This window comes from Alteromonas sp. PRIM-21, assembly GCF_027563165.1.
Lineage (GTDB): Bacteria > Pseudomonadota > Gammaproteobacteria > Enterobacterales > Alteromonadaceae > Alteromonas > Alteromonas macleodii_A.
Genome location: NZ_JADOEK010000001.1, coordinates 776,335 through 802,813, shown reverse-complemented (window position 1 = coordinate 802,813; position 26,479 = coordinate 776,335). Strand labels below are relative to the sequence as shown.

Genomic DNA, 26,479 nt, shown 5'->3' with positions numbered 1-26,479 from the left:
AACTGCACCATTACATTATATTAAGCGTATATAGTGGCAAACAAATACAATGTCGTTGCCATGTACAAACGCAAACTTTATCTTTTTGGGTTGTTATCTACATTTATCTTGTTAATAGCCTTGGCAAGTGCCGCAATTTCGGCACATTTAACCCGTACTAATCTAACCCAGGCACAGCTTGCCCAGTCACTACTGTCAGAGCATCAACAGCTATCGAGTGTTTCCTACAGGCTTTTTAAACAGCTGACAGACGAGCTTATATTTGGAAAAAATGCGAACCAAGCCAAAGTTAGAAACAAGCAACAGCAAATAGAAAACACATTAAATCGAATAACATCGCTAGAACTCGCGCAGCGTGAAGCCTTAGGAGTTGAAGCAACACTTGGCAGCGTAGAGGACACTGACGAACTCGAAGCACTCATTCAAAGCATAGTGGCAGAATTTAGGGCTATTGCGCTTTCTAACGATAACACCCCACTCAACCAGCAGCAGCGCCTTCAAACATTATTAGAAGTCACCATCGACAATCAGTTTAGAGAAGCCATTAACTCTGCTGTAAATAGACAAACAGGTGTGGTATCGCGTATTAACGCTAGCATCGAAACACTCAACACCAGCATTGTATGGTTTACGATTAGTTTGGGTCTTATCACCTGCCCCTTCATTTTGCTGGGTTGCTACTGGCTATTCAATGCCCTTTATTCACCCCTTACAGTCATTCGTACTGGTACTGATGCTATCGCATCAGGAAATTATCACTATCGCTTGCCTGAAACCCTAGACAGCGAATTTACTGACTTGGTGAAAGCGCTTAACTCTATGATTGCGCGACTACAGGAGCATGAAGATCAGGCAGATGCCCATCGCAAGCATTTAGAGTTTGAAGTGGAGAGCCGTACTCGCGCGCTAAAAGAAGTAAATGACAAGCTAACTAAGCAAGACGCAAAGCGTCGGCAGTTTATGGCCGATGTTAGCCACGAATTGCGTACGCCGCTAACTATTATACGCGGCGAAGCGCAGGTAACCCTCAGGCAAGCTGCAGCGAGCAATGAGATTTACAAAGAAACGCTGGAGACCATACTTGAGCAAGCGGTTAACTTGAGTAAGTTAGTGGATGACTTACTGCTACTGGCGCGGGCCGAGATGCACGAATTCACGGTGGATTTGGTAAAATCGGACTTACACAGCCTGCTTACGCAAAACATGCCATCGTGGCAAAAACTTACAAAGCCCAGAAACCTAGATATTAAATGGCTTGCTAAAGAAAAAGCGCAAGTGCTTATCGACAGTGACAGAATTTCGCAGGCACTAACCATTCTTATTGAGAACGCGCACAAATACTCCTATCCAGATACGCCCATTTCGCTGCATGTTGAAAGCGAAGACCAGAATATCAATGTATCAGTCATTGATTGCGGTGAAGGCATTTCTTCAAGTGATTTGCAGCACGTGTTTGAACGCTTCGTTAGGTTAAAACGCAAAGGCAATGGAATGGGGTTAGGTTTGTCTATCGCAAAAGCCATTGCAGAAGCACACCACGGCGCACTAACTGCACACTCTACGTTAGGTAAAGGCTCTCAGTTTACCTTGACACTTCCTATGATAGAAAACCAAGCAAACCAATCAGATTTACCTAGCCCTGAATGACTTAGACGAATTAGGATTATACCAACAATGAAGATTCTTATTGCTGATGACGAAGCCCCCTTACTACGATTTTTATCGCGAGGCTTAAGCGCAGAAGGCTTTGAGTGTGTCGAAGAGTCGGCATTGCACAATTTAGTCACGCGCATTCGACACGAGTCCCCTGCCATCATCGTACTTGATCGCATGTTTGGCGACGAAGATAGCGTAGAGCTGTTGCCCGCCATTAAATCTCTTCCTCATGCTCCTATGGTTTTGCTACTTACAGCTGTAGATGAGGTACGGGAGCGCGTGAATGGTTTAAAACAAGGCGCAGACGATTATCTATGTAAGCCTTTTGACTTTGACGAACTGCTAGCGCGTATAACGGCCTTGAGCCGAAGAGTGACCAACGTGCCTGTTACACAATCAGGATTAACCGTCGGACCGTTAAACATCGATGATGAATCTCGCATTGCGACACTGTCAGGAGAAGAAATTACACTCACTAAACTAGAATACGACATGCTCTATTATTTTGCGGAAAATACTGAAAAAGTCCTCTCTCGAGAGCGCATATTAAGTCGAGTATGGCGAAGCCACAGCGACCCGCTGACCAATGTGGTTGACGTGTACATCAGTAGGCTACGTCAAAAGCTTCATAGCAGTGATGCCATATTTATTGAAACCTTGCGCGGGAATGGGTATCGATTAACCACCAGAAAATAGTCATTTCGTCTCATCAACTATTGCATTAAGGCCCTATTCATCCTATTTTGAACACTCGTTCAAATCTTAATTAAGGATAATCATGGCTCGTTCACCTTCATCATTACTATCACGGATATGCTGTGCAACCGCTTTAGGCCTAGGTCTGCTGTCATCACCTGTTTTTGCGCAAACAGGAAATACCGATGCAATGCAGATCGAAAAGAAAGAACTGCGCGCGCCCAAAGTTATCTTTTTTGATGTAAACGAGACCCTTCTTGACCTTACCGCCATGCGCAGTTCGGTGGGTGAAGCATTAGGAGGGCGAGACGATTTGTTACCGCTTTGGTTCTCTACCATGCTGCATCACTCGCTGGTCGACTCAACCACTGGTCGCTTCCATACCTTTGGAGAGATTGGCGTTGCCTCACTATTGATGGTCGCTGAAATTGAAGGTATTGAATTAACCAAAGAGCAGGCTAAAACGGCAATTGTCACGCCTTTGCGAAGCCTTCCCCCACACCCAGACGTTCGTGATGGCTTGCAGGCGTTAAAAGACAAGGGCTATAAACTGGTGAGCCTTACCAATTCCTCTAATAAAGGCGTGTATACCCAGTTTAAAAATGCCGATCTACTGTCTTATTTCGATGAACGACTTAGCGTTGAAGATATTAACTTGTACAAGCCAGATACACGCACTTATGAATGGGCTATTGAAAAAATGGGCATAGCAGCAGAAGACGCTATGTTAGTTGCGGCTCACGGTTGGGATATTGCTGGGGCTAAACAGGCCGGCTGGCAAGCTGCGTTTATCGCTCGACCGGGCAAAGTGCTCTATCCTCTAGCGCTATCGCCTGACACTGTAGTGAGCGGGCTAGATGAGCTAGTTTCTCAACTACCGAAGGCGAAATAAGCATTCGGGTCTTGATTGATGAATTCTGAGTGCACTTAAAAGCACCGCTTATCGGTTGGCATGGTTGAATAATATTGCTTAATACTTTGGCTATACGTCTGTTTAAAAGCTATAAGGTTATGCCAACCGATTTTTTGAGCTAGTTATAGAGCTAAGCTTTTGCTGTGCCTAGTCTTTTCATATCTATGTGAGGGATGTCATCTTCCAAGTACATCGTTGATGTGGCTTCAAAACCAAAACTTTCATAAAAGCGTTTTAAATACTCTTGCGCACCAATTTCAATATCACACCCCGGCCACAGCGACTCACAATGCTTGATGGCTTCACACATAAGGGCTTTACCCGCTCCTTTCCCCCGAAAGGCTTCACTGGTCGCCACACGGCCTATGCTTACCGATGGATAACTAACACCTTTACTAAGTAATCGTGCACATGCCACAAGCTGATTATTTTCAAAACCCATTAAGTGATGGGTTTGCGAATGGCGGTCTTTTTCATCTAATTCCGGATAGGGGCAGTTTTGTTCAACAACAAAGACATCGACTCGCAGCTTAAGCAGGTCGAAAAGTTGATGATTTGTAAGTTCATTAAATGTAAGTGATTGCCAAGAAACCATGTTACCCCGATGAATTTCTATTATTAACGTTTTTATGGCGCACATTAACTTGTGGTGTTAAAAGCGCGATAGTAAAAGACTAAAGCTATGACCTGCCGTAGTGTAACCCATTGCTATTTACTCACAAAGCGTATCAAGCTCACATTAAACAGAGTTGTTTTGGATTAGCACAACAGTTTTATTTTGTAATGATAAGCAGCATCCCCTATCGCAATTCCCCTAACTTTTTGAATGCTCACTTAGGGTTAAGATATTCATTGTTTGCTAATCCGGCCTTTACATAGTCGATAAAGGTTTTAATTTTGGTTAGGTTTTTTCGTCCTTCAACACTCACCACTTGAATAGGCAGCTTGTTATCTTCCACATCTTCTAACAAGCTAACCAATTCACCACTTTTAAGCGCATCAGCAACTTGGTAAGACATAAGCCGTACAATACCTACGCCATCTTTTGCTGCATTAATTGCCGCTCTATTTTGGTTAGACTGAAAGCGAGGCGTAAGCTTAATGGGTATAGCTTTGCCGCCTTGATGGTACGTCCATATGGCAGGTTCGTTGAATCGCGTAGGAAACAAAATGCTATGCTGTTTTAAATCTTCCGGTTTCTCGATGGGCCCGCTGCTTTCTAAATAAGCAGGTGCTGCGCAGGTTACGCGCCTTACATACCCAACAGTAACACCATAAAGCGATGAGTCTTTCGGCTTACCAATTCGTATTGCTACATCAATATTATTATCAATCAAATTCACGACGTCATCGTGAAAATGACCGTTAATTGAAATATTAGGGTAATCCTTCAGGAACTGAGAAATAATCGGCGTTATGTAACGCTCTCCGAATAATATAGGCGCAGTTATATTGAGTTCACCTTGTGGCGCGAGATCTAAGCCAGATACCGCAGCTTCACTTTGTTCAATGTCGGTCAAAATACGTGAGGCATGACTTAAGTAATGCTCTCCCACTTCGCTCAGTTTTATTTGCCGTGTTGTGCGATGAAAAAGCCTTGTATTTAACTGAGATTCCAAATATGCAATACAGCGAGTAACTGCAGGCGCTGACATTGACAATGCATCTGCAGCCCCTACAAAGCTACCCGATCTAGCCGCCTCGACAAACACTCTCATGCACAAAAGCTTATCCATATTATTTCACTATTTGAAATTATAAATTTCAAAAATAGCTAATTATTAAACAAAAAGAAAGCATTAGTATTTCCATAAGCTTATTCGCACTTTCAATTCAAACAATATTGATAAACCACAGACTGATAACACGAGGAGACATTAATGAGAGCGCCAACACCACCATTTTCACTTGAAACCGCAGCGCAAAAAGTGCGCCTTGCTGAAGACGCTTGGAACAGTAAAGACCCGGTAAAAGTTGCGGGTGCTTATACCTTCGACTGTAGCTGGCGTAACCGCGCAGAGTTCATTGAAGGGCGAGCTCAAATAGTAAGTTTTTTAACGCGAAAGTGGGACAAAGAGCTCAATTATAAACTGGTAAAAGAGCTATGGACATTTGGCTCAAACCGCATTGCTGTGCGCTTTGCCTATGAGTACAAAAACGATTCTGGACAATGGTTCAGAGCTTACGGCAACGAAAATTGGCAGTTTAACCCCCAAGGGCTGATGGAAAAGCGTATAGCCAGTATTAACGAACACCCTATTGCTGAGGGTGATAGAAAATTTACCTGGGATGGTGACCGTCGCCCCGATGACTTTCCTTCACTGTCGGAGCTTGAACTATAAACAAGTTCAGTGACGACAATAATCTAACTATGCCTATTGTGAGAAATACCCCCATGACGCACCAAATAAATAAAGTTAAGCCCCAACACCCTATTACTTTGTTTCAAAACCCTAAGTCTGGCCACTGTCATAAAGTGTCGCTATTTATGGCGCTCAACGCCATTCCTTTTATAACCGTTGAACCTGACATGGCCAGTGGCGAGCACAAAAGTGAGCGTTTTAGTGTACTTAACGTTTTCAAACAAGTCCCCGTGATAACTGACGGCGATATCACTTTGGCTGACTCTAATGCCATCTTGGTTTATTTGATCAACGCATATGCAGACAGTGATTATTGGTTAGGAAAAAGTGCCAAAGAAAAAGCGCTTATTCAACGTTGGCTCTCGGTTTCAGCAGGTGAACTTGCTAAAGGGCCCGCTGCCGCGCGATTAGAATACGTGTTTGGCGCAACAGTTCATGTTCCCACTGTACTTGCCACCAGCGCTACATTGCTTGAAAACATGGAAGCGCATCTATCAATTTCGAAAAGTGTTTTTCTAGTGGGTCATCACGTCACCGCCGCAGATATCGCTATGTATTCTTACATGGCTCACGCCCCTGAAGGTGGCATATCGCTAGAAAAGCACCCTCACATAATTGAATGGCTAAGGGCTATCGAGAGCTTAAACGGTTTTGTTCCAATGCCGTCATCTGATATTGCTCCAGTTCGCAATTAGGAGGTTGCTATGTCACTACCTAGGCTATCGTCAATAAACCCTGCGTTTCACCATGGTGAAATTGCTCTGCAAAAGAAACTGGGTATTGATAAGGAAATAGGCGAGCGAACCAAGGGATTCATCCGTAGCTACATGCCAGAGCAGCATAGGCTTTTCTTTACTTCTAGCCCGTTCACCGTTTTAGCCTTGGTAAATGACGAAGGCTACCCTGTAGCCGTTCCTGTGTGGGGAGAGGGAGATTTCATAGAAAGCCCCTCGCCCACCCAATTGCGCTTTAGCCTTCCTGTACAAGTTTGGAATATGATGCTGGGTGCGTTAAATCTCGACGTAATTTCAGGAAGCAAAATCGGCATAGTCGGCATTGAATACGCTACAAGGCGAAGAAATCGACTAAACGGTACGATAAACCACGCGACAAAAGGCAATCTTACGGTGTTGGTAGATCAAAGTTTCGGGAACTGCCCTCAGTATATTCACAAGCGAAACACGACAAAAAGGCGGCGCCTTGCCACAGGTTTACAGCCAGAGAGTAACGCGTCTTACAACGTTAATATGGCCACTACCACAACAAAGGTAATTGACACCAGGGCTCGCACAATAATAGAAAACGCTGAGACATTTTTTATTGCTTCACGGCATAGTTCTCTGGGACAAGAAGCAAACGAAGGCTTGGACGTTTCTCACAGAGGGGGCAAAGCAGGCTTTGTTAACGTGAAAGGAAATACAATAACCTTCCCTGATTTTAGCGGGAATAAATTCTTTAATACTTTGGGCAATATCCTACTAGACCCACGCGTAGGTTTGTGTTTTTGGGACAATGAAACAGGTGACCTTTTTTTCGTAAAAGCAAAAGCTAAGGTCGAACCTATTGAATCTAAAGCTTCTGTGTTTAAAGAGACTGAGTTTGAAGGGGCTGAGCGTTTTGTGTCCTTATCAGTAATGTCGGTTACACACATTGCGGGAATATACCCCTATTCTCATGAAATAACCGACATGTCTCCCTATGCACTTCAGACTGGCGACTGGAAATAAGCGTTTAATTGATGAACCCTATAATTTAGTCGGCGTAATTAATTGGAACACCATTTAAAAATAGTTAAGGTGCTTTGCTACTAGGTCTTGTATACATGAGCAAACACCCGCGCGGGCACAGGGGCAGAATATGAGTGATAAGCGCAACATCAAAACTTACAACAAACCCGCAGGCGGATGGGGCGCTTTAAAAAGCGTAACCCAAAGCTGGATCCAAAGCGAGAAGCCGCTAAAAAATTTACGGGCGATGCTTAAAACCAATCAAGATAAGGGTTTTGACTGCCCGGGCTGCGCATGGGGAGAATCTCCAGAAGGCGGACTAGTTAAGTTTTGCGAGAATGGAGCTAAAGCAGTGAATTGGGAGTCTACTGGTCGACATGCTGACCCTGCATTTTTCTCAAATCATTCTGTAAATTCACTCAAAAAGCACACAGACTACTGGCTTGAGTCACAAGGCAGACTTACCCACCCTATGCGCTACAACGCTAAAACTGACTGCTACGAACCCGTTTCATGGGACAACGCGTTCGCACTTATCGCCAAGCATCTGAATGCTCTAAGCTCACCACATCAAGCCGAATTTTATACCTCAGGGCGGGCAAGTAACGAAGCCGCTTACCTATATCAACTTTTTGTACGCGCGTTTGGTACTAATAATTTTCCCGACTGCTCGAATATGTGTCATGAAGCCTCGGGACAAGGTATGAAGCCCACCATTGGTGTAGGTAAAGGCACGGTTACGTTCAACGATTTTGAAAAAGCGGATACCATATTTGTCATCGGGCAAAACCCGGGCACTAACCACCCGCGCATGTTAGAGCCACTGCGCGACGCTGTACGTAGAGGCGCCCAAGTAATTTGCTTAAACCCGCTAAAAGAGCGCGGGCTTGAAAAGTTCCAGCATCCTCAACACCCCATAGAAATGCTAACTAATGGCTCAACGCCAACCAATACCGCTTACTTCAGGCCTGCCCTTGGCGGCGATATGGCAGTAATGCGCGGTATTGCGAAATGGTTACTAACTTGGGAGCAGGAAGCAAAAGCGGATAACGCTCCTCCTGTGTTTGACCACGATTTTATCAATACACATACCAACGGCATGGACGACTATTTAGCTGTAGTCGACAATACAAGTTGGGATCATATTGAAGCACAAAGCGGTTTATCAAGAGACGACATCCGTCACGCGGCAACTATGTACAAGCGCGGCGAACGGGTAATCATGTGCTGGGCTATGGGAATTACACAGCACAAACACTCTGTTGCTACGGTTCAAGAAATTGTAAATGTACAGCTATTGCGAGGAAACGTTGGCAAGCCAGGTGCCGGCCTTTCACCCGTTAGAGGACATAGTAATGTACAAGGTGATAGGACAGTGGGTATTAATGAAGCTCCGCCTAAAACCTTACTCGATGCATTGGAAAGCAGGTTTAACTTCGCAGTACCCCGAGAACAGGGTCACAATACCATTCAAGCGATTCAAGCTATGGAGCGCGGCGAGGCTAAAGTATTTATCGGCTTAGGCGGTAATTTTGCGCAGGCAACACCGGATACACCGCGTACACACGCTGCTTTATCAAAATGCGATTTAACGGTACATATCGCTACCAAACTAAACCGCTCTCACCTAACTACAGGCAAGGATGCACTTATTTTACCGTGCTTAGGTAGAACTGAAGTAGACATGCAGGCTAATGGACAACAAGGTGTAACCGTTGAAGATACGTTTTCTATGGTTCATATCTCCTATGGTCAACTACCGCCTACCTCGCCTGAACTTCGCTCAGAACCAGCCATAATCGCGGGTATCGCAAAAGCGACGATGGGCAACACACCGGTAGACTGGGATGTCTTAATTAGCGACTACGCTAACATTCGTGAGCTTATTGCCGATACGATAGACGGTTTTAAAGACTTTAATACCAAACTTGCACAGCCAGGTGGCTTTCACCTAGGTAACGCAGCTAGCAAACGGCACTGGTTAACACCTTCAGGCAAAGCTGAATTTGCCGTTAACTCGCTGCCAGATTCGCTGTTAAATGAAGACCTAGTTGCTCAAGGAGAAAAGCCCGACCTTATTTTGCAAACGCTGCGCTCTCACGACCAATACAACACCACTATCTATGGTATGGATGACCGTTATAGAAACGTGTTTGGCGCCCGTGATGTCCTTTTTGTTAACGAAAGTGATATCGAAAAACTGGGGTTTAAAGACGGCGATAAAGTCGATATTACCTCTATGTGGAACGACGGCAAAATACGCCAAATAAAACAGTTTATGTTAGTGGCTTACGACATTCCAAAGGGTCAAGCCGCGGCCTACTACCCAGAAACGAACCCACTGGTACCATTAGAAAGTTATGGTGATGGAACCTTCACACCAACGTCAAAATTTATTGCGATTAAACTTTCAAAGTCCGAATCGGATGGACGAATTGCGGTTTCCGCAGTTTAATCATATCAAATTTGGCCCCAAGCATGGGGCCTTTTAAATATTCTATAATATTTAGCCTCGCACCCCTTTAAATTTGTGGTGAGTACGCTCTCGGTGAGTCATATTTAGGCACGTGAATAAGGGTAATACCATAGCGGTTAGCCCACTTAACTGATAAAGCCGTAGGTGCTGAAAGGGTTACAAGCAAAGGTAACTTTGCTCTTATCGCTTTTTGTACTAGTTCTAAGCTACAGCGACTGGTTAGCACTACAAGGCAATCCTTCTGATACAGTTTATTAGCCGCAATTGCCCCAATTAACTTATCAAAAGCGTTATGCCTTCCTATATCTTCACGACACGCCAGTACATTGCGCTTAGCATCAATATAGAGTGCGCCATGCACTGCCCCACTTTGCTGCGCTAATGCTTGCGCTTGCGAAATTAGGTCTCGCAACCCTTCAAACCAGCTTGCTTCTGGTAAAGGCAAAGGTTCTACAGGTTGGAGTTGAGGCAAAGCGTTATCCAGCGCTTCGACACCACAAAGCCCACAGCCCGATGCACCTGCCAATTGCCGTTTATTTTCTTTTAACTTCCAAAATGCTTGATTGGCAATTTCGACTTCAGCATTAATATGTTCGCTATGGTGCGTCAGTTCAATGTTATAGAGCTGGCGGGGGTGTTCAATAATGTCGTTACTTAAACTAAAGCCAACTATAAAGTCTTCAATGTCTTTGGGCGTAACAAGCATTACTGCATAGTTGATACCGTTGTAACTAATGCTTAATGCGACCTCTTCAGCAAGAGTAAAATGTTGAGTTTCAGGCGTTCCATCTAAAACTAATGCGTGGTATTTAGCGTTATTTGTCATCAGGCCAATCACCTGGCGTATTAACGTTAAGCCATTGTGCCTCATCCATACGGGTTATTTTTTCGTACTGTTTTTCTTGCTCGCCATTTACCCTTTTGGGGCGCATAAGATTAGCTTCTTCAAGAGCAATGGCTTCTAGGCTTTCCAAAAATCCTACTACACGTCGCTTGTTTTGCTCGACCAAGTAGTGAGTTAGCACGGCGTTAGTATTGTGCGTAACAGACAAATAAAAAGGCAAAAAGCGTTTTTTTACATAAACCGACCGCTGGGATTCCCGCCCTGCTGATACTAACGTTTTTAAAAGCTGAGGCGTCATCTGGGGCATATCCACGGGAAGAACAAGCAATTCAATAGGGCTGTCATTGCCCTCATTTGAACTACATAAAACATCCAATGCCGCATGTACACCACCCAGTGGACCTGCATCGTCAATTTTATCATTTAAAAAATTTGGCGCATTACGGCTTATTAATACCTCATCACACCCTGCAGCCTTTAACAGCGATGACGCTTTTTCAATAAGCGTCGCACCCTGATAACGCATAAGGGCTTTATCTTGTCCCATTCTGCGAGATTGACCACCCGCTAACACTAGTCCGATAAGAGTTTTATCCACTTTATCCACTTTTCGTTTTTCTCTTATCAAGCTTTCCCTCATTATTTATTCTAAAAATTCAAAACACTGCTTAGCAATAGAAAGCTAAGCCTTGTTTAGGTTACACAGTTTGCAGAAGGCGCGCATTAGTTCGTAGAGGCTTTTTTCTTAGTACTAACCCGAATGAAAGTAGAAATAGCCATACCGTAGCAGCCTCATCAACCGCATGAGTTACAGTAGTCAAATAACCAATATCAGCAAACGACGCTATAGTGGTATCGCTTAACGTAATTGGATAGGGCCCTAAATAGCCGGTCATTAAGTCCGATGAACCACCAGGCCAAGGCTCGTCCCAATGACTATTAGCAGTACCTGCGCCTCCGCCAAGTTCAACAGGAATAAAGGTGGCGTCTTCGACAAACTCACGGCGGTAGATTTCCAAAGCGTATTCTCCGGTGTAGCGCCCTGTGCCATTAACGTAATTAGACTGGCTCCCCGCGATAAAAAAATCAGTCGTCCACAAAGTGCCAAACCCGATAACATGAGCCATTTCGTGCACGATAACATCGAGAAGTGTACCGTTAGCTTCCATGTTATTTAGATCTGCCGTATCAAAGCGCATGCGACCTTTATTCGCATAAACATAAGTACTGTCGGAAAGCTGAGTAATACTAGAAGGCCCGGCACTACCTAACACCCCGCCTCTACCATCTATCGCCACTCCACTCGCCTCTATAACAATACTATGGTCAAAAGAGCTTTGAACACCTATTAAATATGATTCCCAATACGCAATTGCATCGTCAAATGCGCTAGATTGTGTGGGTGTTAACCCTCCAAGATTATTGATAGAGATGTTGAATAGCCCAGCATTTACAGGTAGTGACATGCATAATGATATTACGACACCTAGAACCAGCTTCGGTAAACCATTCATGGCTTCCCTCCTAAATTTAGAAACAACATCTAACGCGAACAATTATGGATAACGATACTTATGCGCTTTAATAACTATAGACTAGAAAGTAGAGGTAACACCTTTCCTTTACTATTTTGTTCTTAACGGCCGAGATAAGATTTTCTAAAGAGAACAAATTCTAAAAAGTCGCAATAAATACAGTAATTTAGGGTAGCGCAAGCGATAGCTATGAAGGGACTTTGAAGTTCAATTGCAATCAGAACATGCAAATAGAGTACGGGTATTAGGAGAAGGTTGATAAAACGTGAGTAAATACAGCTATGGTTGAAAACATTTACTCACCACCGAGCTTTTTTTAAGCCACAAGGTGGTGAGTTTGAAAAGACTACCAGGTTAAATCGTCTGGAATTTCGTAGTCGGCATACCAATCGTCTTCATCCTCGTCTTTTCCGTCGCTGCCACTTTTATCTAGATCGGCGCGATATATAATTGAAGATTCATCACGTTGAGCAATTTTGTCTGCCACAGGCGTTGGAACCAGTTCGTAAGCATCGTCAAGTAATACCACAGTCAAACGACCTTTTGTCACTTGCTTGTGCATTTCTTCACTCACATACATGCGTTTTACCACGTTATCGTGAGTAAAATTAAGTAACGTTTCACCCTTACGAGGCTGTTTATTAACGTTAATAAGCTGCCTTACTTGGGCCGCAATTGAACGTTTTTCTCGTTCTTCCTGCTGTAATTGGTTAAGCTCACGAGAGCGAGCTTTTTTCTCTTCCGCCGCTTTTTGAGCCGCTAACGTAGCCTCATCTACCACTGGCTGTTTTTGCTTATTTTTCTGTTTCTGCTTTTTACGCTTGTCAGCGCGCGCTTGTTTTGCAGTTGCTTTGTCAGCCAGTCCGGCTTTTAAAAGTTGATCCTGTAAAGAGGCCATAACTCACTCTCTATTAACATAGTAATAAACCTTGCATGAAGCGTGTTGCAAGTCTTAATTGGGTTTCTTAAAACGTAATAAGCCCGAATAAAATCGGGCTTATTGTTTAGGCTTCAAAGCATTATATTAGCTTTGAATTACTTTTTCTTGGCTTTTGACTTGGCCGCTGGCTTTTTCGCTGCTTGCTCCTGCCATTTACCGTTGTCGTACCATGCCGACCAACCCGTCGCTTTTCCGTTTTCATTTTCGGACATCACATACTGCTGTTTGGTCTTTCTGCTGTAGCGAACTATTGCAGGGTTACCATCAGGGTCTGTTTTTGGCGCATCAGCAAGATAATAGAATTTCGGCGAAATTCTATCTCTAAAGCGTGCAAGTTCTTCCACTTTTGGCGCACGAGTCTCACGAGATTTAGGGAAGTTATGCGCTGCCAAGAATATGCCCGACGCCCCATCCCGTAGCATGAAGTGCGCGTCTGACTTTTCACATGGAAGTTCCGGCAGATCGACCGGGTCTTCTTTCGGTGGTGCGGCTTCCCCGTTTCTTAGCAGCTTACGGGTATTTTTGCATTCTTCATTAGTACAGCCGAAGTATTTACCAAAGCGACCGTTCTTAAGCTCCATATCACTGCCACATTTATCGCATTCGATAATAGGACCGTCGTAGCCTTTAATTTTAAATGTGCCCGCCTCAACCAAGGTGCCATCACAGGTAGGCGTGTTACCGCACACATGAAGTTTACGGGTTTCGTCTACCAAGTAACTGTCCATAGCAGTGCCGCACTTAGGGCAACGCTTTTTAGAGCGAAGCGCTTCTGTTTCAAGCTCTTCTTCGTCATCCACTTTCACCACTTCGTCACCAGGCGTTAGGTTCATGGTGTTGGTGCAGCGCTCTTTAGGCGGTAAGTTATAACCCGAACAGCCCAAGAATACACCGGTTGAAGCAGTTCTCACATTCATTTCGCGGCCGCATTTGTCACATTCAATACCCGCAGGTATTGCCTGATTTAAGCGCATACCGCCTTCTTCAGGATCTTTTTCCGCGTTTAGCAGTTTTCCATAGAAGCCACTGTAGAACTCATTAAGAACATCTTTCCAATCTTTATTGCCTTCAGCAATGTCATCAAGATGTTGCTCCATGTTAGCCGTGAAGTCATAGCTCATTAGATCGTCGAAGTTTTCCATCAGACGATCGTTTACTATCTCACCCATTTTCTCGGCGTAAAAACGTTTATTTTCTAAACGCACATAGCCGCGGTCTTGTATGGTTGAAATGATGCTAGCATAGGTTGAAGGACGACCAATGCCGCGTTTTTCGAGCTCTTTTACCAGAGACGCTTCATTAAATCGCGCCACAGGCTTAGTGAAGTGCTGCTTAGGATCAAGTGCTTTTAAGTCAAGCACATCGCCTTTTTGCACATCAGGCAACATAAGCTCTTCATCGCCTTTTTTGCGAAGTTGTGGCTGCACACGCGTCCAACCGTCAAACTTAAGTACACGGCCTTTTGCAGTAAGCTCGTAGTCCCCTGCTGCCACTTTAATCGTAGTTGCATCGTACTTAGCCGGTGTCATTTGACACGCTAAAAACTGGCGCCAAATAAGCTCATAAAGGCGCTGGGCATCGCGCTCCATATCACCTAAGCTCGCCGCACTAATACTCACATTTGAAGGTCGAATCGCTTCGTGCGCTTCTTGCGCACCTTCTTTGCTTCCATAGCGATTTGGCGATTCTGGTAGGTATTTTCCACCAAAATTGTCTGAGATATATGCGCGCGCACTTTCTACTGCTTCTTGACTCAAATTGGTCGAGTCGGTACGCATATAAGTGATGTAACCCGCTTCATAAAGACGCTGGGCCATCATCATAGTTTTCTTAACACCGAAGCCCAAACGCGTACTCGCTGCTTGTTGCAGCGTAGAGGTAATGAATGGCGCAGAAGGACGACTCTGCGTTGGCTTCGACTCACGGCTTTCCACCGTATAATTAGCGCCTTCAAGCTCAGTGAGTGCTTTATCTGTTTCCGCTTTGTTTTTAGGCTTAAACGCACTGCCTTGATGCTTGGCAACCAACATGCGAAGCGCCGCTTTTTGCTGGCTGGTCAAATCAGCGTGAACGTCCCAGAACTCTTCTGGTACGAAAGCTTTGATTTCGCGCTCTCGCTCGACAACAAGCCTAACCGCTACTGATTGAACACGCCCAGCTGAAAGACCGCGCGCAATCTTTTTCCACAGCAGTGGCGACACCATAAAGCCCACAACGCGGTCTAGGAAACGGCGTGCTTGCTGCGCATTAACGCGAGATATATTTAGCTCACCCGGGTCTGAAAACGCGTCTTGAATCGCATTTTTAGTAATTTCGTTGAACACGACCCGCTGATAAGTCTTATCTTTTTTGCCTAGCAGTTCTTGTAAGTGCCACGCAATCGCCTCTCCCTCGCGGTCCAAATCCGTTGCGAGATAGATAGTGTCGGCGTCTTTTGCGAGTTTTTTAAGTTCGTTGACTACCTTTTCTTTGCCCTGCAGCACCTGATAGTGAGCCTTCCAGTCTTTTTCTGGATCAACGCCCATCCTGTCTACAAGCTTTAAGTATTCGTGACGACGAAGATATTCTTGACGCTCTTCTTCACCTAAAGTTTTGAGTTCTTTAGCCGGTTTTTTAGGCTCTACTTTGCCTAACGCCTTCGTTGGAAGATCTCGCACATGGCCAACCGAACTTTTTACGATAAAATCTTTGCCAAGATATTTATTTATCGTTTTTGCTTTGGCTGGTGACTCGACTATGACCAGTGATTTTGCCATATAATTGAACTAAACCTATTGATTTTTAATGACTATTTACGTCAAATTCTGAAAATTGGAGCAACCCGACACTATATATAGGGTACTCGCTCTTTTTTAACATATATCTACAAAGTGAATGGAAAACAAGATCTTCTTCATACTTATTCTTTCCACCGCTCTAAACGCGCACAAAAACTGTACATTAAATAAGCAGCGTGATTGGCATCGGTCTTAAAAGCCGTATAATGCCAGCCATTCCAACCTGACCTAACGACGCGCTCAGGTTTAAAGAAGTGCTGCGTTTGCCCCTGTACAAAGCGAAAGCGCTACAACTGCAATCAATTTAATGGCAGTGTCGGTTAAGAATGTAGCATATGGGGTCAACAGCAAAAACTACAAGAATGAGGGAAAGTATGAAGCAGTTTGAAGTTAACTTTGATGGTCTTGTTGGACCTACACATAACTATGCCGGCTTATCGTTCGGCAATGTCGCTTCCCTAAACAATGCGAATGCAAAAAGCAGCCCTAAGCAGGCTGCAAAGCAGGGTCTTGCAAAAGCAAAAGCCTTGGCCGATATGGGAATGGTTCAAGGTGTGTTAGCTCCGCAAGAACGCCCTGATATCGCTGCACTCCGTCGGTTAGGTTTTACCGGCTCTGATGCTCGTGTTATAGAAAGCGCTGCAAAGCAGTCTCGCGAGATTTTCCTAGCGTGTTGCTCTGCTAGTAGCATGTGGACTGCAAATGCCGCCACTGTGTCTCCTAGCGCCGATACGGCCGACGGTCGCGTGCACTTTACCCCTGCAAACCTCACAAACAAGTTTCATCGCTCATTAGAGCCTCAGGTAACGGGCAATATTTTGCGCGGCACATTCGCCAATGAAAAACACTTCGCCCATCACCAACACCTGCCAGATAACGAACATTTTGGTGACGAAGGTGCAGCCAACCATACGCGGCTTTGCAGCAATTATGGGCAGGCTGGTGTGGAGCTGTTTGTTTATGGTCGCCATGCATTTGATACCAGCAAACCTGCGCCAACCAAATACCCGGCTCGCCAAACACTAGAAGCATGCCAAGCCGTAGCGCGTTTGCATGGCTTAGACGACGATGGCGTGGTTTACATGCAGCAAAACCCTGATGTTATCGACCAAGGTGTATTTCACAACGACGTGATTGCCGTAGGTAACCAAAACGTGTTGTTTTTCCACGAGCAAGCGTTTTATAAAAAAGAAGCGGGCTTCAAAGAGCTGCAAGCAAAATTTGGCAGCGAACCACTTCACTTTATTGAAGTCCCAACCGAGGAAGTGTCTGTTCAGGATGCGGTTAGAACCTACTTGTTTAACACGCAAATTATAACGCTTCCTAGTGGTGATATGACCATTATCGCGCCAACTGAATGTCAGGAAAACGAAGCGGTTAAACGTTATTTAGACAAGCTAGTTACACTAGGTACGCCAATTAAGTCGGTTAACTATTTCGATGTTAAACAAAGTATGCGCAATGGCGGCGGCCCTGCTTGCTTACGTCTGCGTGTTGCTATGAACGACCAAGAGCTTGAAGCAGTAAATCAAAACACCTTAATCAACGATACACAGTTTACGCGCTTAAACGCGTGGGTCGATAAACATTATCGCGATGAACTAAGCGAAGATGACTTGCGCGATCCTCAGCTACTGATTGAGTCGCGCACTGCTCTAGATGAGCTTACGCAAATTCTGAAGATTGGTTCGGTTTATCCGTTCCAGCAGGGGTAAGCGCTTTAACGAGCAGAAAACTAAAAAGAAAGCCGGCTATCAGCCGGCTTTCTTTATTCTTGGTATTTTTTAATACTTAAATTAGTACGTACCCTTACGGTGTAACAAGCGTACACTGGTCAGACACGCCAAACGGGTTTGCTGGCGGAGACGCCCCCTCATCGGTCACATCGTCAGCTGAAATACTTAATGTGTAGTTCATCGAAGCCTGAGCCTCGCTTCCTGTAGACTGACCAAAAACGGAAATAACTGCATCGTACCAAACCGCATAGCTGCTTGGATAACGGTACTCTAATTCGGCATAACCATTTTCATCTGTTTCAGCGTTGCCGTTAGCAAAGGTTATGGTGCCCACTAACCCTGGCGTAAGCATCTCGTCGCCATTGGTGTCTTCATTAGTTGGGGTTGTATCCAAGATGCCGTTATCGTTAACATCTTCTGTCAGACAGTTCTGGTTAATTATTGCTATCCATTGTGATTCATCGTCATCATAGACCCAGAAGCCTGTGCGATATTCGCCATTATCCACATATTTTGCCGGCGCAACTGATGCAGTTAAGCTCACGCCACTGACCGGCTGTCCGGCAGAGTCAGAGACAAATACACTGAAACGCTTCAAGTAAGATGTAGAGGTAGGTTCTTCTAGCTCATTACCCGTACCCAAAGAAATATCGAATGCACGAGCGCCCACCGTCAAGGTGACTTGATCATCTATCGCTGAATCATCAGCAACAAACGCGGTAATCACTACGGACTCTAAGGTTGAAACTGAGCCAGATGTAAAGACTGTTGTCGCTATTCCCTTGCTATCTGTCGTTGCCTGAGACGGTGATACAAATCCGGTAGACACGTCAGAGACCGTAAAATTGACCACACTGTTTTTAACCAAATTACCATCTACATCGCGAACCACCGCGCTAATAGTGCTGGTTTGTCCATCAGGGCCTAAAATGTCAGGCGATGCATCAGCAATAAGCGTGTGCGGTGTAGTAGCAATAAACTCAATTTGAGTAAGTGCTGAAACCAACACATTACCGCTTCCATCACTTGCCGTCGCCGTGATTGAAGAGATGCCAGCATTGTTGGCGCTGATATTGATACTTGCTTGTCCTTCTGCATCGGTTTGTACCGTTGAGTTGCCGTCAATTACGCCACGAGAGGCGCTAAACGTAACTTCTTGACCCACTACTGGCGTGTTGTTTTGACGCCACTGTACGGTGATCGTCTGTGCTTGCCCCAACGGCACTTCTTCAGTAGGCAAGTTAACGAAGTTAAATTCGTCCTGCTGAACCTGTACTGTAAAACTTGTTTCAGCATTAAGTGCTGATGCAGTAATGGTATTTTCTCCAGAAGCGGAGGCTGTATAGGATACTGTTGCTTGACCATTAGCCCCGGTATTGACCGTGGTACTGCTAAGGGTGCCGTTAGTTGCAGTTAAGACAACATCTTCGTTTTTGATAGTCTCGCCATCGGAGTCTTGAAGTCGAATCGTGTATTCAACGGTATCGTTTAAAATGACCGACGATGATCCGTTTATAGTCACTTCTGTCCCAGTAATAGTGATATCAACAGATTCAGAAAGGCTACCTGCCCCAGCAGTGATAGTAATAGTACGGTTTGATTTGTCGTTCTGCGACGTCAGTACTGCGCGAGCTGTGCCATCGGCAAGAGTTTCAGGCTGTGTTAATTGAAGTTCAACACCATCACCTGTTGCCGCTGAAAAGCTCACTTCAATCCCTTCCATCAACACGCTTTGCTCATTTTTAACTAACGCTATAAGTTCGACTTCATCACTACCGCTAGATGCCAGCTGAATACTGTCAGCGAAAAGCTCAAGAGACGCAGGCTCTTCACTTACCGTGGTGCTACCTTCAGAACTAAAGGTCGTAGAGTCTGTCTCACCAGTAGGTAGAGTCGCCGTTACTTCGCCGTCGCCAGAGGCGCTTCCAACCGACATGTCTATTGTCGCAACACCTTCGGCATTTGTTAATGCCGTCGCCGTATCGTTTGAGAAGGTAGCAAGCTCATCATTACTTAATGAAAAGGTAAGCAGTAGATCGGCCTGAGGCTCACCCAATGAATTAGTTACTGTTGCCACTGCTGTTAAGGCATTGCTAGAAGAAAGATTATTATCGGCCTCTCCACTTTCATTTTGCAATGATAGTGCAACACTAATAGTAGTAGGCTCTGTGGCACTTACCGCTGTGGCAGAGAACGTTGTACTCCCTGTTTCGCCACTGCTTAATGCCGCGGTGATTTCACCATCACCTGAAGCCGTACTGGCGTTCAAGCGAATTCTGGCAACACCGCTTGAGTTGGTGCGCGCAGTACCGGTGTCGTTGCCAAACTCTGCAAGTTCCTCGTTGCTCAACGTGAAAGTTAACAGTGCATCTGAGTACGGGTTTCCTTCGTCATCTGTCACCGTTGCTACTGCAAACAAGCTATTGTTTTCTGATAAGTTGTTGTCGCTTGTCCCACTTTCATTTTCTAATGTTAAAGCTATCGAATAGGTAGGTGTGGTAGTACCGTCGTCCCCGCTTCCATTATCCGTGTTATCCCGAGAGACTGCAGAACCGCCTCCACCACATGCTGTTAGCATAAATATTGCGCTAATTAGGCTTAGCGCTCTCGCTAATGTCGACATAATTCGTTCCTGAACCTCTTTTATTGACAATTGCGTCGTTTTTTATGTTTAAAAATCAACTGAATCTGGCACACTACGAAAGATTAAAAATATAAAAATGCACAGGAAACATTAATGTCTTCATCTGCACATAAGTATAGTTTAACCGCCCGCATATTTATCGGCATGGCTGCCGGTATCTTGACTGGTGTCTTTCTCCAATTATTGTTTGATGATAGCGGAGATTTTACTTTTTCGGTATTCGGTTTTGAGCTCTCAACGTATAACATTCTTGTTGAAGGTATATTTTCAACTCTCGGCCAAATATTTATCGCTAGCTTAAAGATGCTGGTGGTTCCCCTCGTTTTTGTTTCTCTTATTTGTGGAACTAGTACCTTATCAGACCCAAGCAAGTTGGGAAGACTGGGTGCAAAATCGGTAGGGTTATATGTTGTCACAACCGCAATCGCCATAACACTAGCCATGAGTATAGCTTTGGTAGTTTCTCCCGGTGACGGACTGAATTTAACCACCGAAACCTCGTTCCAAGCGAAAGAAGCCCCTAGCCTGTCAGACGTTATTGTGAATATGTTCCCTAGCAACCCTATAAACTCTATGGCACAGGGTAACATGCTTCAAATCATTGTTTTTGCTGTACTGTTCGGTATAGCAATGGCGATGACAGGTGATGCGGGCAAACGTCTTACCGCTATCTTTGAAGATATCAATACAGTAATCATGCGCTTAGTGACCATCATCATGAACTTAGCGCCATACGGTGTTTACGTACTAATGGCGAAGCTCTTCTCAACCATTGGCGGCGAAACCATATTGAGTTTGGCGAAGTACTTCTTTTTAGTATTTGGCGTTCTGATCCTTCACGGGCTAGTTACTTACTCTGTTTTACTTAAAGTTTTGGCAGGCTTAAACCCGGTTATTCTGTTGAAAAAAATGCGTGACGCGGCCCTATTTGCTTTTAGTACGTCAAGTAGCAGCGCAACGTTGCCGGTTACTATGGAAACAGCAAAAAACAAACTTGGCGTAGGTAATTCAGTTTCATCATTCACTTTGCCTTTAGGCGCAACAATTAACATGGACGGTACCGCCATCATGCAGGGTGTGGCGACGGTATTTATTGCCCAGGTTTACGCTGTCGACTTGAGCCTTGGCGACTATATGATGGTAGTGTTAACCGCCACGCTAGCTTCTATCGGAACCGCCGGAGTACCTGGCGTTGGCCTTATTATGCTGGCGATGGTTTTACAGCAGGTAAACTTACCCGTTGAGGGTATTGCACTTATTATCGGCGTAGACAGACTGCTCGATATGACCCGTACTGCGGTAAATATTACTGGTGACTGTATGGTATCATGCGTTGTTGCTAAGAGCGAAGGCGCGTTGGACGAGAGTGTTTACAACGACCCTATAGCAGGTTTGAAACAAGAAGATGTGGATTTCGAACACTTCGAAAAGAACAAATAGTACAGAGTTCAAACCCACTGCGTGCGCTTTGCACATCATGTAAGTGTCGTACAAGAACAGCCGTTAAATACAAACAAGGCCAGCATAATTTGCTGGCCTTTTTATTGGTTAAAGTCGTGTTATTAGCCCAATGAACATTAGCCTCGGATGTATCAGACTAACATTTGTACCCTCCTACGCTTCAGCTATGTTGCTAAAACAACGAGGCTGCCGAGCGTTACTGGTCGGTGGTGCTTAAAGTAACTATCATCGCCCCGTAATAGTTAATTTTGTAATTAGCTAGTGAAGCGCAGAAGATGGCGACACTTTTGCAGCTTTTTGCGCTGGATATAACGTAGCCCCGACACTTAAAAACATGGCTACAACAATTGTTACTACCACATCCTGCCAATGTAAGCTTGAAGGTAGAAAATCAATAAAGTAGATATCTCCAGAGAGAATTTCCACACTTAACAAGGTTTCAATAAAGCGAACAATATCTGACAAATTTGGTGCTACCAGCAAGGCAAGCGCAACGCCAACGGTAATGCCGATAAACCCGTTAATAACGCCCTGAAGTACGAAGGTATTGCGGATTAGACGGTCAGTGGCTCCCATTGTTTTTAAAATCGCAATAGCAGCCTGTTTGTCTCTTACCGCCATAACTAATGATGACACTATATTAAAGCAGGCAACCGCAATCACTAACGTAAGCGCGATATAAACCACGGACCTTACAAGCTGAATGTCGTTATATAAATGCCCTTGAGTGCGTGTCCAGTCAGACATATAAACAGCTTGAGGGTAGCTATAGCCAATATCTCGCATGGTATCGTATGCTGAAAAAGGATCGTTAAGGGTAAACTGAATTCCTTGGGCTTTAGAGGTAATACCAATAGCTTCCGACGCAGTCGCTAAATGCATCAGCCCAAGCTGATTATCTAGCTCACCACCAACAGATAACGCGCCTGCGATAGTCAGCGTAATAGAACGCGGCGCCTTAAAGGTTAAATCACGCGTGGTTTGAGGTATCAATAGCTGAACTGTGTCACCCACGTTTAGCGCCATCGAAGACATAATACCTTTACCAACAAGCAATCCATTAGATTGCTTGGAAAAGTTTAGCCACTCTTGACTAGCTACTCTTTCAGCGTATTTATCACCAACCTGATTTACTGGGATACCGGTGACGCTAATCGCCTTTAACTCGCCTTTTGACTGCAGCATGCCTGTTAACCCTGTGTAAGGGGTTACTGATGCAATACGGCTATCTTGTGAAAAACGGTAAAGCTGAGCATCTAAATTTTCTATTCCACTTTCGCTTTTACTGTATAGCTCGCCGTGTGGAACCACGCTTAAAATGCGACTCGTTAACTCTCTTTCAAAACCGTTCATAACACTTAACAGCACGATAAGAACAAAACACCCGAGCCCAATACCAATAGTCGACGACATTGATATAAACGAAATAAAGCGCTGTTCGGAACGTGTTTTTCTAAATCTCTTGGCCAATTCAAGGGCGAGCATCTTGACCCTCCACAGGCAATGCTTCGCTAGCTAAACGGCCGTCTTTAATCTTAAGTACCCTATCCATTTTCGCAGCAAGAGTAATATCGTGGGTAACCACTACAAAGGCTGTCCCCTTTTTCTCGCTTAAGCTTTTCAAAAGCTTATAGATTTGTTGTCCCGTAGAATCATCCAAATTCCCTGTAGGTTCATCGGCAAGCACCACAGAAGGTTCGGTAACCAACGCACGGGCTATTGCCACACGCTGTCGCTCGCCTCCCGACATAGTTGAAGGTAAATGATCTAATCGATGGGAGAGCCCTACTTCTTCTAACATAGCTTGGGCTTTAGTATGTGCCGCTTTAGTGGAAAGCCCTCTTATTCTAAGCGGCATCGCAACGTTCTCTAAGGCCGTGAACTCGCCAAGCAGGTGATGAAACTGGTAAATAAACCCCATTTCGTCATTGCGAAGTTTAGCTAGCGCATTACCAGATAGTTTGCCAAGAGATTTGCCATTAAATTCGACGTCGCCACTGGAGGGTTTATCTAATCCTCCGAGTATATGTAATAGCGTACTTTTCCCTGAACCAGAACTGCCTAAAATGGCTACGTGTTCACCAGCTTTTATCGAAAGAGAAACATCGTGTAATACGGGGGTGGCGTTACTGCCATCTTGATAAGTTTTGTTAATATTGCTGCAATTTAGCACGTCCTGCATGCGACTGTTCTTCTATAGTTTCCAGACGGTGAATGGTAGCGCTAAACACTACCAACACCAACTGAAAAATAACAGCGCTAAAACTTGTTATTGTGTGTCTTTGACGCTTTTGGCGAGTGCATCGGCAGACTGAGGCTTGCCAAACAACCACCCTTGGCCGAAGCCAATAGTTAAACCTTTTAATTCATTAGATTGATCAATATTCTCAACGCCTTCTGCAATCAGGTCGACGTTAAGCCCTTCGGCAATGCTAACAATATGTGGAATAAGCGAAGAACGAATACTGTTGTCTTCCATATCCATTACAAAACTTCGGTCAATTTTGAGATAGTCACAGTTCAAGGTTTTTAGCTGGCTTAGGTTGGAATACCCCACGCCGAAGTCATCAATAGCAAATAAGAACCCTTTACTTTTTAAAGATTTAATATGCTTAACCGCACTATGAGTTGCTATCTGTTCGTCTTCGGTAATTTCCAGCACTAACTTGAAGTTTTTAACATTCATTTCCAAAGCAAAATCTAAGTCTAAACAGTCTTCTCTTGTAAAGTCGAAAGGGAATAGGTTAAAGGACACTTTAAACCCATTTGGAATATCAGGGTTCTCATTAAGCTCCTTCATCGCAGTCGTAATCATATCGATAGTAAATTCCCAGGTCATTTCTTGCTCTTTAACTTGCGGAATAAACTCATCAGGATAAATAGGCCCAAACTCGTCTTCAAAGCGACTAAGCACTTCACAACCGATGACTTTGCCCGTTTCCAAATCAACAAATGGCTGATAAAGACTATAAAACTTATGCTCTTTTAACCCTTTGCTAACTCTGGACTCGAGAGAACGACGACGACGTAGATAATTAAACACCAGCATGTGCGTGAGCGCGGCCGTCAACAGCATAGCGAAAACGAACAAGACAATCTTACCCGTGTGTAAATCTAATACCCTTCCGTGGTCAGATTTAACTTTTAAACAGGTGTTATTGTAGCGCTCGTCACACATGATGAATTGTAATGAAAAATACCCTGTACGAGCTTCCATATCATCTTGGCTAAGCGTGGTATCCACGAGCCCTGGGTTGCCCGCCATATGATAAAAATGATCGCCATTGTAAAAAAGCTGCCAATCTTGAGTAAAGCTGTAGCCAATAACGCTATCCATATCAAGCACAGCATTATAGCGACCACGTTGGACAATGGTGCCTGTTGCCTGTTTGTCAAATAATTGCAGGGGTGTGTTTATCCAGAATGCATCACCAAGCTGGGTGTAAAAATCGGGGGTTGCCTCTTGTATGGGCTCTTCAAGAATACCCAGATAGGTACTACACAACAATGCGCCGTTTTCATAGAAACCAATTTCTTTTACAAAACGGGAGCGAAAAAGAGTTTTGCGCATTTCTGCCAAGTTTTCGAGTTCACAAGACTGATAAGGCAGTGCGTTGAGATAATCGAGGGTAATTTCTGCATCTCTAAAGACAATGCGGACGTTATCTAAAATCTCTTTAGCACGGCTTTCCTCTTGTTCTCTAACAAACACAAACATAACTATGGCAAGAACAAATGTAACTAAGGCCACGCTTAACAGAGAGACGCCAATCGCTTTTAAATTATCAGCCAGAAAATACCGTTTTTGATCGCTTTTATTCATAATTTCCGTTGTTGTAAAACTCTAACGTCCTAACTGTAGTACAGATTCAAAAAAACACACTACGACTTTAGGGCACATGTTACTGTTTGTTAGATAGTTTTAATGCTTAACGTGTGGTTCTTGAAAATAAAAATGAAAGGTTTAAAAGCTAAGGAAATACAGATATGAAATTTGTCTGGCGCGTTTTAATAACAGCTATTATGCGAGGTGCGAAAAATGCTTTTGCGGGAAACGATAACTAAAGAGGACGCTAATAAGAATTAAAACTTTGTTTTTCTGGCTTAAGGGGGGAGAAACTAACTTAAATAAAAACTTGATATGGCTCTTTATCATTAATGGCGGAGCGGACGGGACTCGAACCCGCGACCCCCGGCGTGACAGGCCGGTATTCTAACCAACTGAACTACCGCTCCGCAATAATGAAAAGCGCGCGTTATTCGATTAATGGCGGAGCGGACGGGACTCGAACCCGCGACCCCCGGCGTGACAGGCCGGTATTCTAACCAACTGAACTACCGCTCCACATAATCGAGATTGCGCTGTATAACTAAATGGCGGAGCGGACGGGACTCGAACCCGCGACCCCCGGCGTGACAGGCCGGTATTCTAACCAACTGAACTACCGCTCCGAAGACCTTTTAGTTATACCATTGAAAGAGTGGCGGAGCGGACGGGACTCGAACCCGCGACCCCCGGCGTGACAGGCCGGTATTCTAACCAACTGAACTACCGCTCCACATCTTCAATGTTATCAGTGAGTTGACTTGGCTGTTGTTGCCCTGTCCCCTGACTGCGGCGCAGATAATACGTATTCCCCCATGTGGAGTCAACGCTTTTTATTAATAAAATTGTCATCTGCGGTTTGTTTGCCTGTTAAATAGACATTAT

General features: G+C 44.6%; 20 protein-coding genes and 4 tRNA genes. 9 read left to right on the top strand and 15 right to left on the bottom strand.

Annotated elements, in window-relative coordinates:
- The first annotated feature begins 60 nt into the window (after positions 1-60).
- From IW644_RS03440 to IW644_RS03430, 3 genes are all read left to right on the top strand, one after another.
- Positions 61-1,647, top strand: coding sequence for a sensor histidine kinase (locus IW644_RS03440; protein WP_269916579.1), 1,587 nt, complete (start codon positions 61-63; stop codon positions 1,645-1,647).
- 27 nt (positions 1,648-1,674) lie between these two features.
- Positions 1,675-2,352: a response regulator transcription factor gene (locus IW644_RS03435; RefSeq protein WP_269916411.1), complete on the top strand. Its 678-nt coding sequence runs from the start codon at positions 1,675-1,677 to the stop codon at positions 2,350-2,352.
- An 82-nt stretch (positions 2,353-2,434) separates the two neighbouring features.
- Positions 2,435-3,244, top strand: a complete 810-nt coding sequence (locus IW644_RS03430; RefSeq protein ID WP_269916410.1) for a haloacid dehalogenase type II — start codon at positions 2,435-2,437, stop codon at positions 3,242-3,244.
- A 151-nt stretch (positions 3,245-3,395) separates the two neighbouring features.
- Here IW644_RS03430 and IW644_RS03425 read toward each other — a convergent pair whose 3' ends face one another.
- Both IW644_RS03425 and IW644_RS03420 read right to left on the bottom strand, forming a co-directional pair.
- Positions 3,396-3,860, bottom strand: coding sequence for a GNAT family N-acetyltransferase (locus IW644_RS03425; RefSeq protein ID WP_269916409.1), 465 nt, complete (start codon positions 3,858-3,860; stop codon positions 3,396-3,398).
- A 235-nt stretch (positions 3,861-4,095) separates the two neighbouring features.
- Positions 4,096-5,001: a LysR family transcriptional regulator gene (locus IW644_RS03420; protein ID WP_269916408.1), complete on the bottom strand. Its 906-nt coding sequence runs from the start codon at positions 4,999-5,001 to the stop codon at positions 4,096-4,098.
- Positions 5,002-5,145: 144 nt separating this feature from the next.
- Here IW644_RS03420 and IW644_RS03415 point away from each other — a divergent pair, with 144 nt between their 5' ends.
- The 4 genes from IW644_RS03415 (at position 5,146) to IW644_RS03400 (ending at position 9,810) form a co-directional block, all read left to right on the top strand.
- Positions 5,146-5,607 (top strand): nuclear transport factor 2 family protein, encoded by a 462-nt coding sequence (locus tag IW644_RS03415; protein ID WP_269916407.1) that lies wholly within the window; start codon positions 5,146-5,148, stop codon positions 5,605-5,607.
- Positions 5,608-5,660: 53 nt separating this feature from the next.
- Positions 5,661-6,323 carry a glutathione S-transferase family protein gene (locus IW644_RS03410; protein WP_269916406.1) on the top strand — a complete coding sequence of 221 codons (663 nt, stop codon included), beginning with the start codon at positions 5,661-5,663 and terminating at the stop codon, positions 6,321-6,323.
- Positions 6,324-6,332: 9 nt separating this feature from the next.
- A complete protein-coding gene (locus IW644_RS03405; RefSeq protein ID WP_269916405.1) occupies positions 6,333-7,355 on the top strand; it encodes a pyridoxamine 5'-phosphate oxidase family protein in 1,023 nt (340 codons plus the stop codon).
- 130 nt (positions 7,356-7,485) lie between these two features.
- On the top strand, positions 7,486-9,810 hold the full coding sequence (locus IW644_RS03400; protein WP_269916404.1) for an FdhF/YdeP family oxidoreductase: 2,325 nt from the start codon (positions 7,486-7,488) through the stop codon (positions 9,808-9,810).
- 67 nt (positions 9,811-9,877) lie between these two features.
- Here the strand turns inward: IW644_RS03400 and fdhD are convergent, their stop codons facing one another.
- From fdhD to topA, 5 genes are all read right to left on the bottom strand, one after another.
- Positions 9,878-10,657 carry a formate dehydrogenase accessory sulfurtransferase FdhD gene (gene fdhD / locus IW644_RS03395; RefSeq protein WP_269916403.1) on the bottom strand — a complete coding sequence of 260 codons (780 nt, stop codon included), beginning with the start codon at positions 10,655-10,657 and terminating at the stop codon, positions 9,878-9,880.
- Positions 10,647-11,273: a molybdenum cofactor guanylyltransferase gene (gene mobA, locus IW644_RS03390; RefSeq protein ID WP_269916402.1), complete on the bottom strand. Its 627-nt coding sequence runs from the start codon at positions 11,271-11,273 to the stop codon at positions 10,647-10,649. The genes fdhD and mobA overlap by 11 nt, the downstream gene beginning before the upstream one ends.
- Positions 11,274-11,373: 100 nt before the next feature.
- Positions 11,374-12,189: a leishmanolysin-related zinc metalloendopeptidase gene (locus IW644_RS03385; protein WP_269916401.1), complete on the bottom strand. Its 816-nt coding sequence runs from the start codon at positions 12,187-12,189 to the stop codon at positions 11,374-11,376.
- 367 nt (positions 12,190-12,556) lie between these two features.
- Entirely contained in the window at positions 12,557-13,108 is a 552-nt protein-coding gene (locus IW644_RS03380; protein ID WP_179983130.1) for a DUF2058 domain-containing protein, read from the bottom strand.
- A gap of 137 nt (positions 13,109-13,245) precedes the next feature.
- The gene (gene topA, locus IW644_RS03375; protein WP_269916400.1) at positions 13,246-15,906 is read right to left on the bottom strand and encodes a type I DNA topoisomerase; all 2,661 of its coding nucleotides are present in this window, start codon (positions 15,904-15,906) and stop codon (positions 13,246-13,248) included.
- A gap of 395 nt (positions 15,907-16,301) precedes the next feature.
- On the opposite strand from topA, the gene astB reads away from it, so the two are divergent.
- On the top strand, positions 16,302-17,642 hold the full coding sequence (gene astB / locus IW644_RS03370) for an N-succinylarginine dihydrolase (RefSeq protein WP_269916399.1): 1,341 nt from the start codon (positions 16,302-16,304) through the stop codon (positions 17,640-17,642).
- 94 nt (positions 17,643-17,736) lie between these two features.
- Here astB and IW644_RS03365 read toward each other — a convergent pair whose 3' ends face one another.
- Complete coding sequence (locus tag IW644_RS03365; protein ID WP_269916398.1) at positions 17,737-20,286, bottom strand: beta strand repeat-containing protein; 2,550 nt, start codon at positions 20,284-20,286, stop codon at positions 17,737-17,739.
- A gap of 114 nt (positions 20,287-20,400) precedes the next feature.
- Between IW644_RS03365 and IW644_RS03360 the strand changes: the two genes are divergently transcribed.
- Positions 20,401-21,747 carry a dicarboxylate/amino acid:cation symporter gene (locus tag IW644_RS03360; protein ID WP_269916397.1) on the top strand — a complete coding sequence of 449 codons (1,347 nt, stop codon included), beginning with the start codon at positions 20,401-20,403 and terminating at the stop codon, positions 21,745-21,747.
- A 279-nt stretch (positions 21,748-22,026) separates the two neighbouring features.
- Here IW644_RS03360 and IW644_RS03355 read toward each other — a convergent pair whose 3' ends face one another.
- From IW644_RS03355 to IW644_RS03325, 7 genes are all read right to left on the bottom strand, one after another.
- Positions 22,027-23,253 (bottom strand): lipoprotein-releasing ABC transporter permease subunit, encoded by a 1,227-nt coding sequence (locus IW644_RS03355; RefSeq protein ID WP_269916396.1) that lies wholly within the window; start codon positions 23,251-23,253, stop codon positions 22,027-22,029.
- Positions 23,240-23,950, bottom strand: coding sequence for a lipoprotein-releasing ABC transporter ATP-binding protein LolD (gene lolD, locus IW644_RS03350; protein ID WP_269916395.1), 711 nt, complete (start codon positions 23,948-23,950; stop codon positions 23,240-23,242). The genes IW644_RS03355 and lolD overlap by 14 nt, the downstream gene beginning before the upstream one ends.
- 87 nt (positions 23,951-24,037) lie before the next feature.
- On the bottom strand, positions 24,038-25,591 hold the full coding sequence (locus IW644_RS03345; RefSeq protein ID WP_269916394.1) for an EAL domain-containing protein: 1,554 nt from the start codon (positions 25,589-25,591) through the stop codon (positions 24,038-24,040).
- Between the two features lie 336 nt (positions 25,592-25,927).
- Positions 25,928-26,004: transfer RNA gene (locus tag IW644_RS03340), tRNA-Asp, on the bottom strand.
- A 32-nt stretch (positions 26,005-26,036) separates the two neighbouring features.
- Positions 26,037-26,113 (bottom strand) — tRNA-Asp (locus IW644_RS03335).
- 30 nt (positions 26,114-26,143) lie between these two features.
- Positions 26,144-26,220: transfer RNA gene (locus IW644_RS03330), tRNA-Asp, on the bottom strand.
- A gap of 30 nt (positions 26,221-26,250) precedes the next feature.
- Positions 26,251-26,327: transfer RNA gene (locus IW644_RS03325), tRNA-Asp, on the bottom strand.
- Between the last annotated feature and the right edge of the window lie 152 nt (positions 26,328-26,479).

Excerpts from the sequence above, each read along its gene's own strand:
- IW644_RS03440 (WP_269916579.1), top strand. The coding sequence starts at position 61 with ATGTACAAACGCAAACTTTATCTTTTTGGGTTGTTATCTACATTTATC.
- IW644_RS03435 (WP_269916411.1), top strand. The coding sequence starts at position 1,675 with ATGAAGATTCTTATTGCTGATGACGAAGCCCCCTTACTACGATTTTTA.
- IW644_RS03430 (WP_269916410.1), top strand. The coding sequence starts at position 2,435 with ATGGCTCGTTCACCTTCATCATTACTATCACGGATATGCTGTGCAACC.
- IW644_RS03425 (WP_269916409.1), bottom strand. The coding sequence starts at position 3,860 with ATGGTTTCTTGGCAATCACTTACATTTAATGAACTTACAAATCATCAA.
- IW644_RS03420 (WP_269916408.1), bottom strand. The coding sequence starts at position 5,001 with ATGGATAAGCTTTTGTGCATGAGAGTGTTTGTCGAGGCGGCTAGATCG.
- IW644_RS03415 (WP_269916407.1), top strand. The coding sequence starts at position 5,146 with ATGAGAGCGCCAACACCACCATTTTCACTTGAAACCGCAGCGCAAAAA.
- IW644_RS03410 (WP_269916406.1), top strand. The coding sequence starts at position 5,661 with ATGACGCACCAAATAAATAAAGTTAAGCCCCAACACCCTATTACTTTG.
- IW644_RS03405 (WP_269916405.1), top strand. The coding sequence starts at position 6,333 with ATGTCACTACCTAGGCTATCGTCAATAAACCCTGCGTTTCACCATGGT.
- IW644_RS03400 (WP_269916404.1), top strand. The coding sequence starts at position 7,486 with ATGAGTGATAAGCGCAACATCAAAACTTACAACAAACCCGCAGGCGGA.
- fdhD (WP_269916403.1), bottom strand. The coding sequence starts at position 10,657 with ATGACAAATAACGCTAAATACCACGCATTAGTTTTAGATGGAACGCCT.
- IW644_RS03385 (WP_269916401.1), bottom strand. The coding sequence starts at position 12,189 with ATGAATGGTTTACCGAAGCTGGTTCTAGGTGTCGTAATATCATTATGC.
- IW644_RS03380 (WP_179983130.1), bottom strand. The coding sequence starts at position 13,108 with ATGGCCTCTTTACAGGATCAACTTTTAAAAGCCGGACTGGCTGACAAA.
- topA (WP_269916400.1), bottom strand. The coding sequence starts at position 15,906 with ATGGCAAAATCACTGGTCATAGTCGAGTCACCAGCCAAAGCAAAAACG.
- astB (WP_269916399.1), top strand. The coding sequence starts at position 16,302 with ATGAAGCAGTTTGAAGTTAACTTTGATGGTCTTGTTGGACCTACACAT.
- IW644_RS03365 (WP_269916398.1), bottom strand. The coding sequence starts at position 20,286 with ATGTCGACATTAGCGAGAGCGCTAAGCCTAATTAGCGCAATATTTATG.
- IW644_RS03360 (WP_269916397.1), top strand. The coding sequence starts at position 20,401 with ATGTCTTCATCTGCACATAAGTATAGTTTAACCGCCCGCATATTTATC.
- IW644_RS03355 (WP_269916396.1), bottom strand. The coding sequence starts at position 23,253 with ATGCTCGCCCTTGAATTGGCCAAGAGATTTAGAAAAACACGTTCCGAA.
- lolD (WP_269916395.1), bottom strand. The coding sequence starts at position 23,950 with ATGCAGGACGTGCTAAATTGCAGCAATATTAACAAAACTTATCAAGAT.
- IW644_RS03345 (WP_269916394.1), bottom strand. The coding sequence starts at position 25,591 with ATGAATAAAAGCGATCAAAAACGGTATTTTCTGGCTGATAATTTAAAA.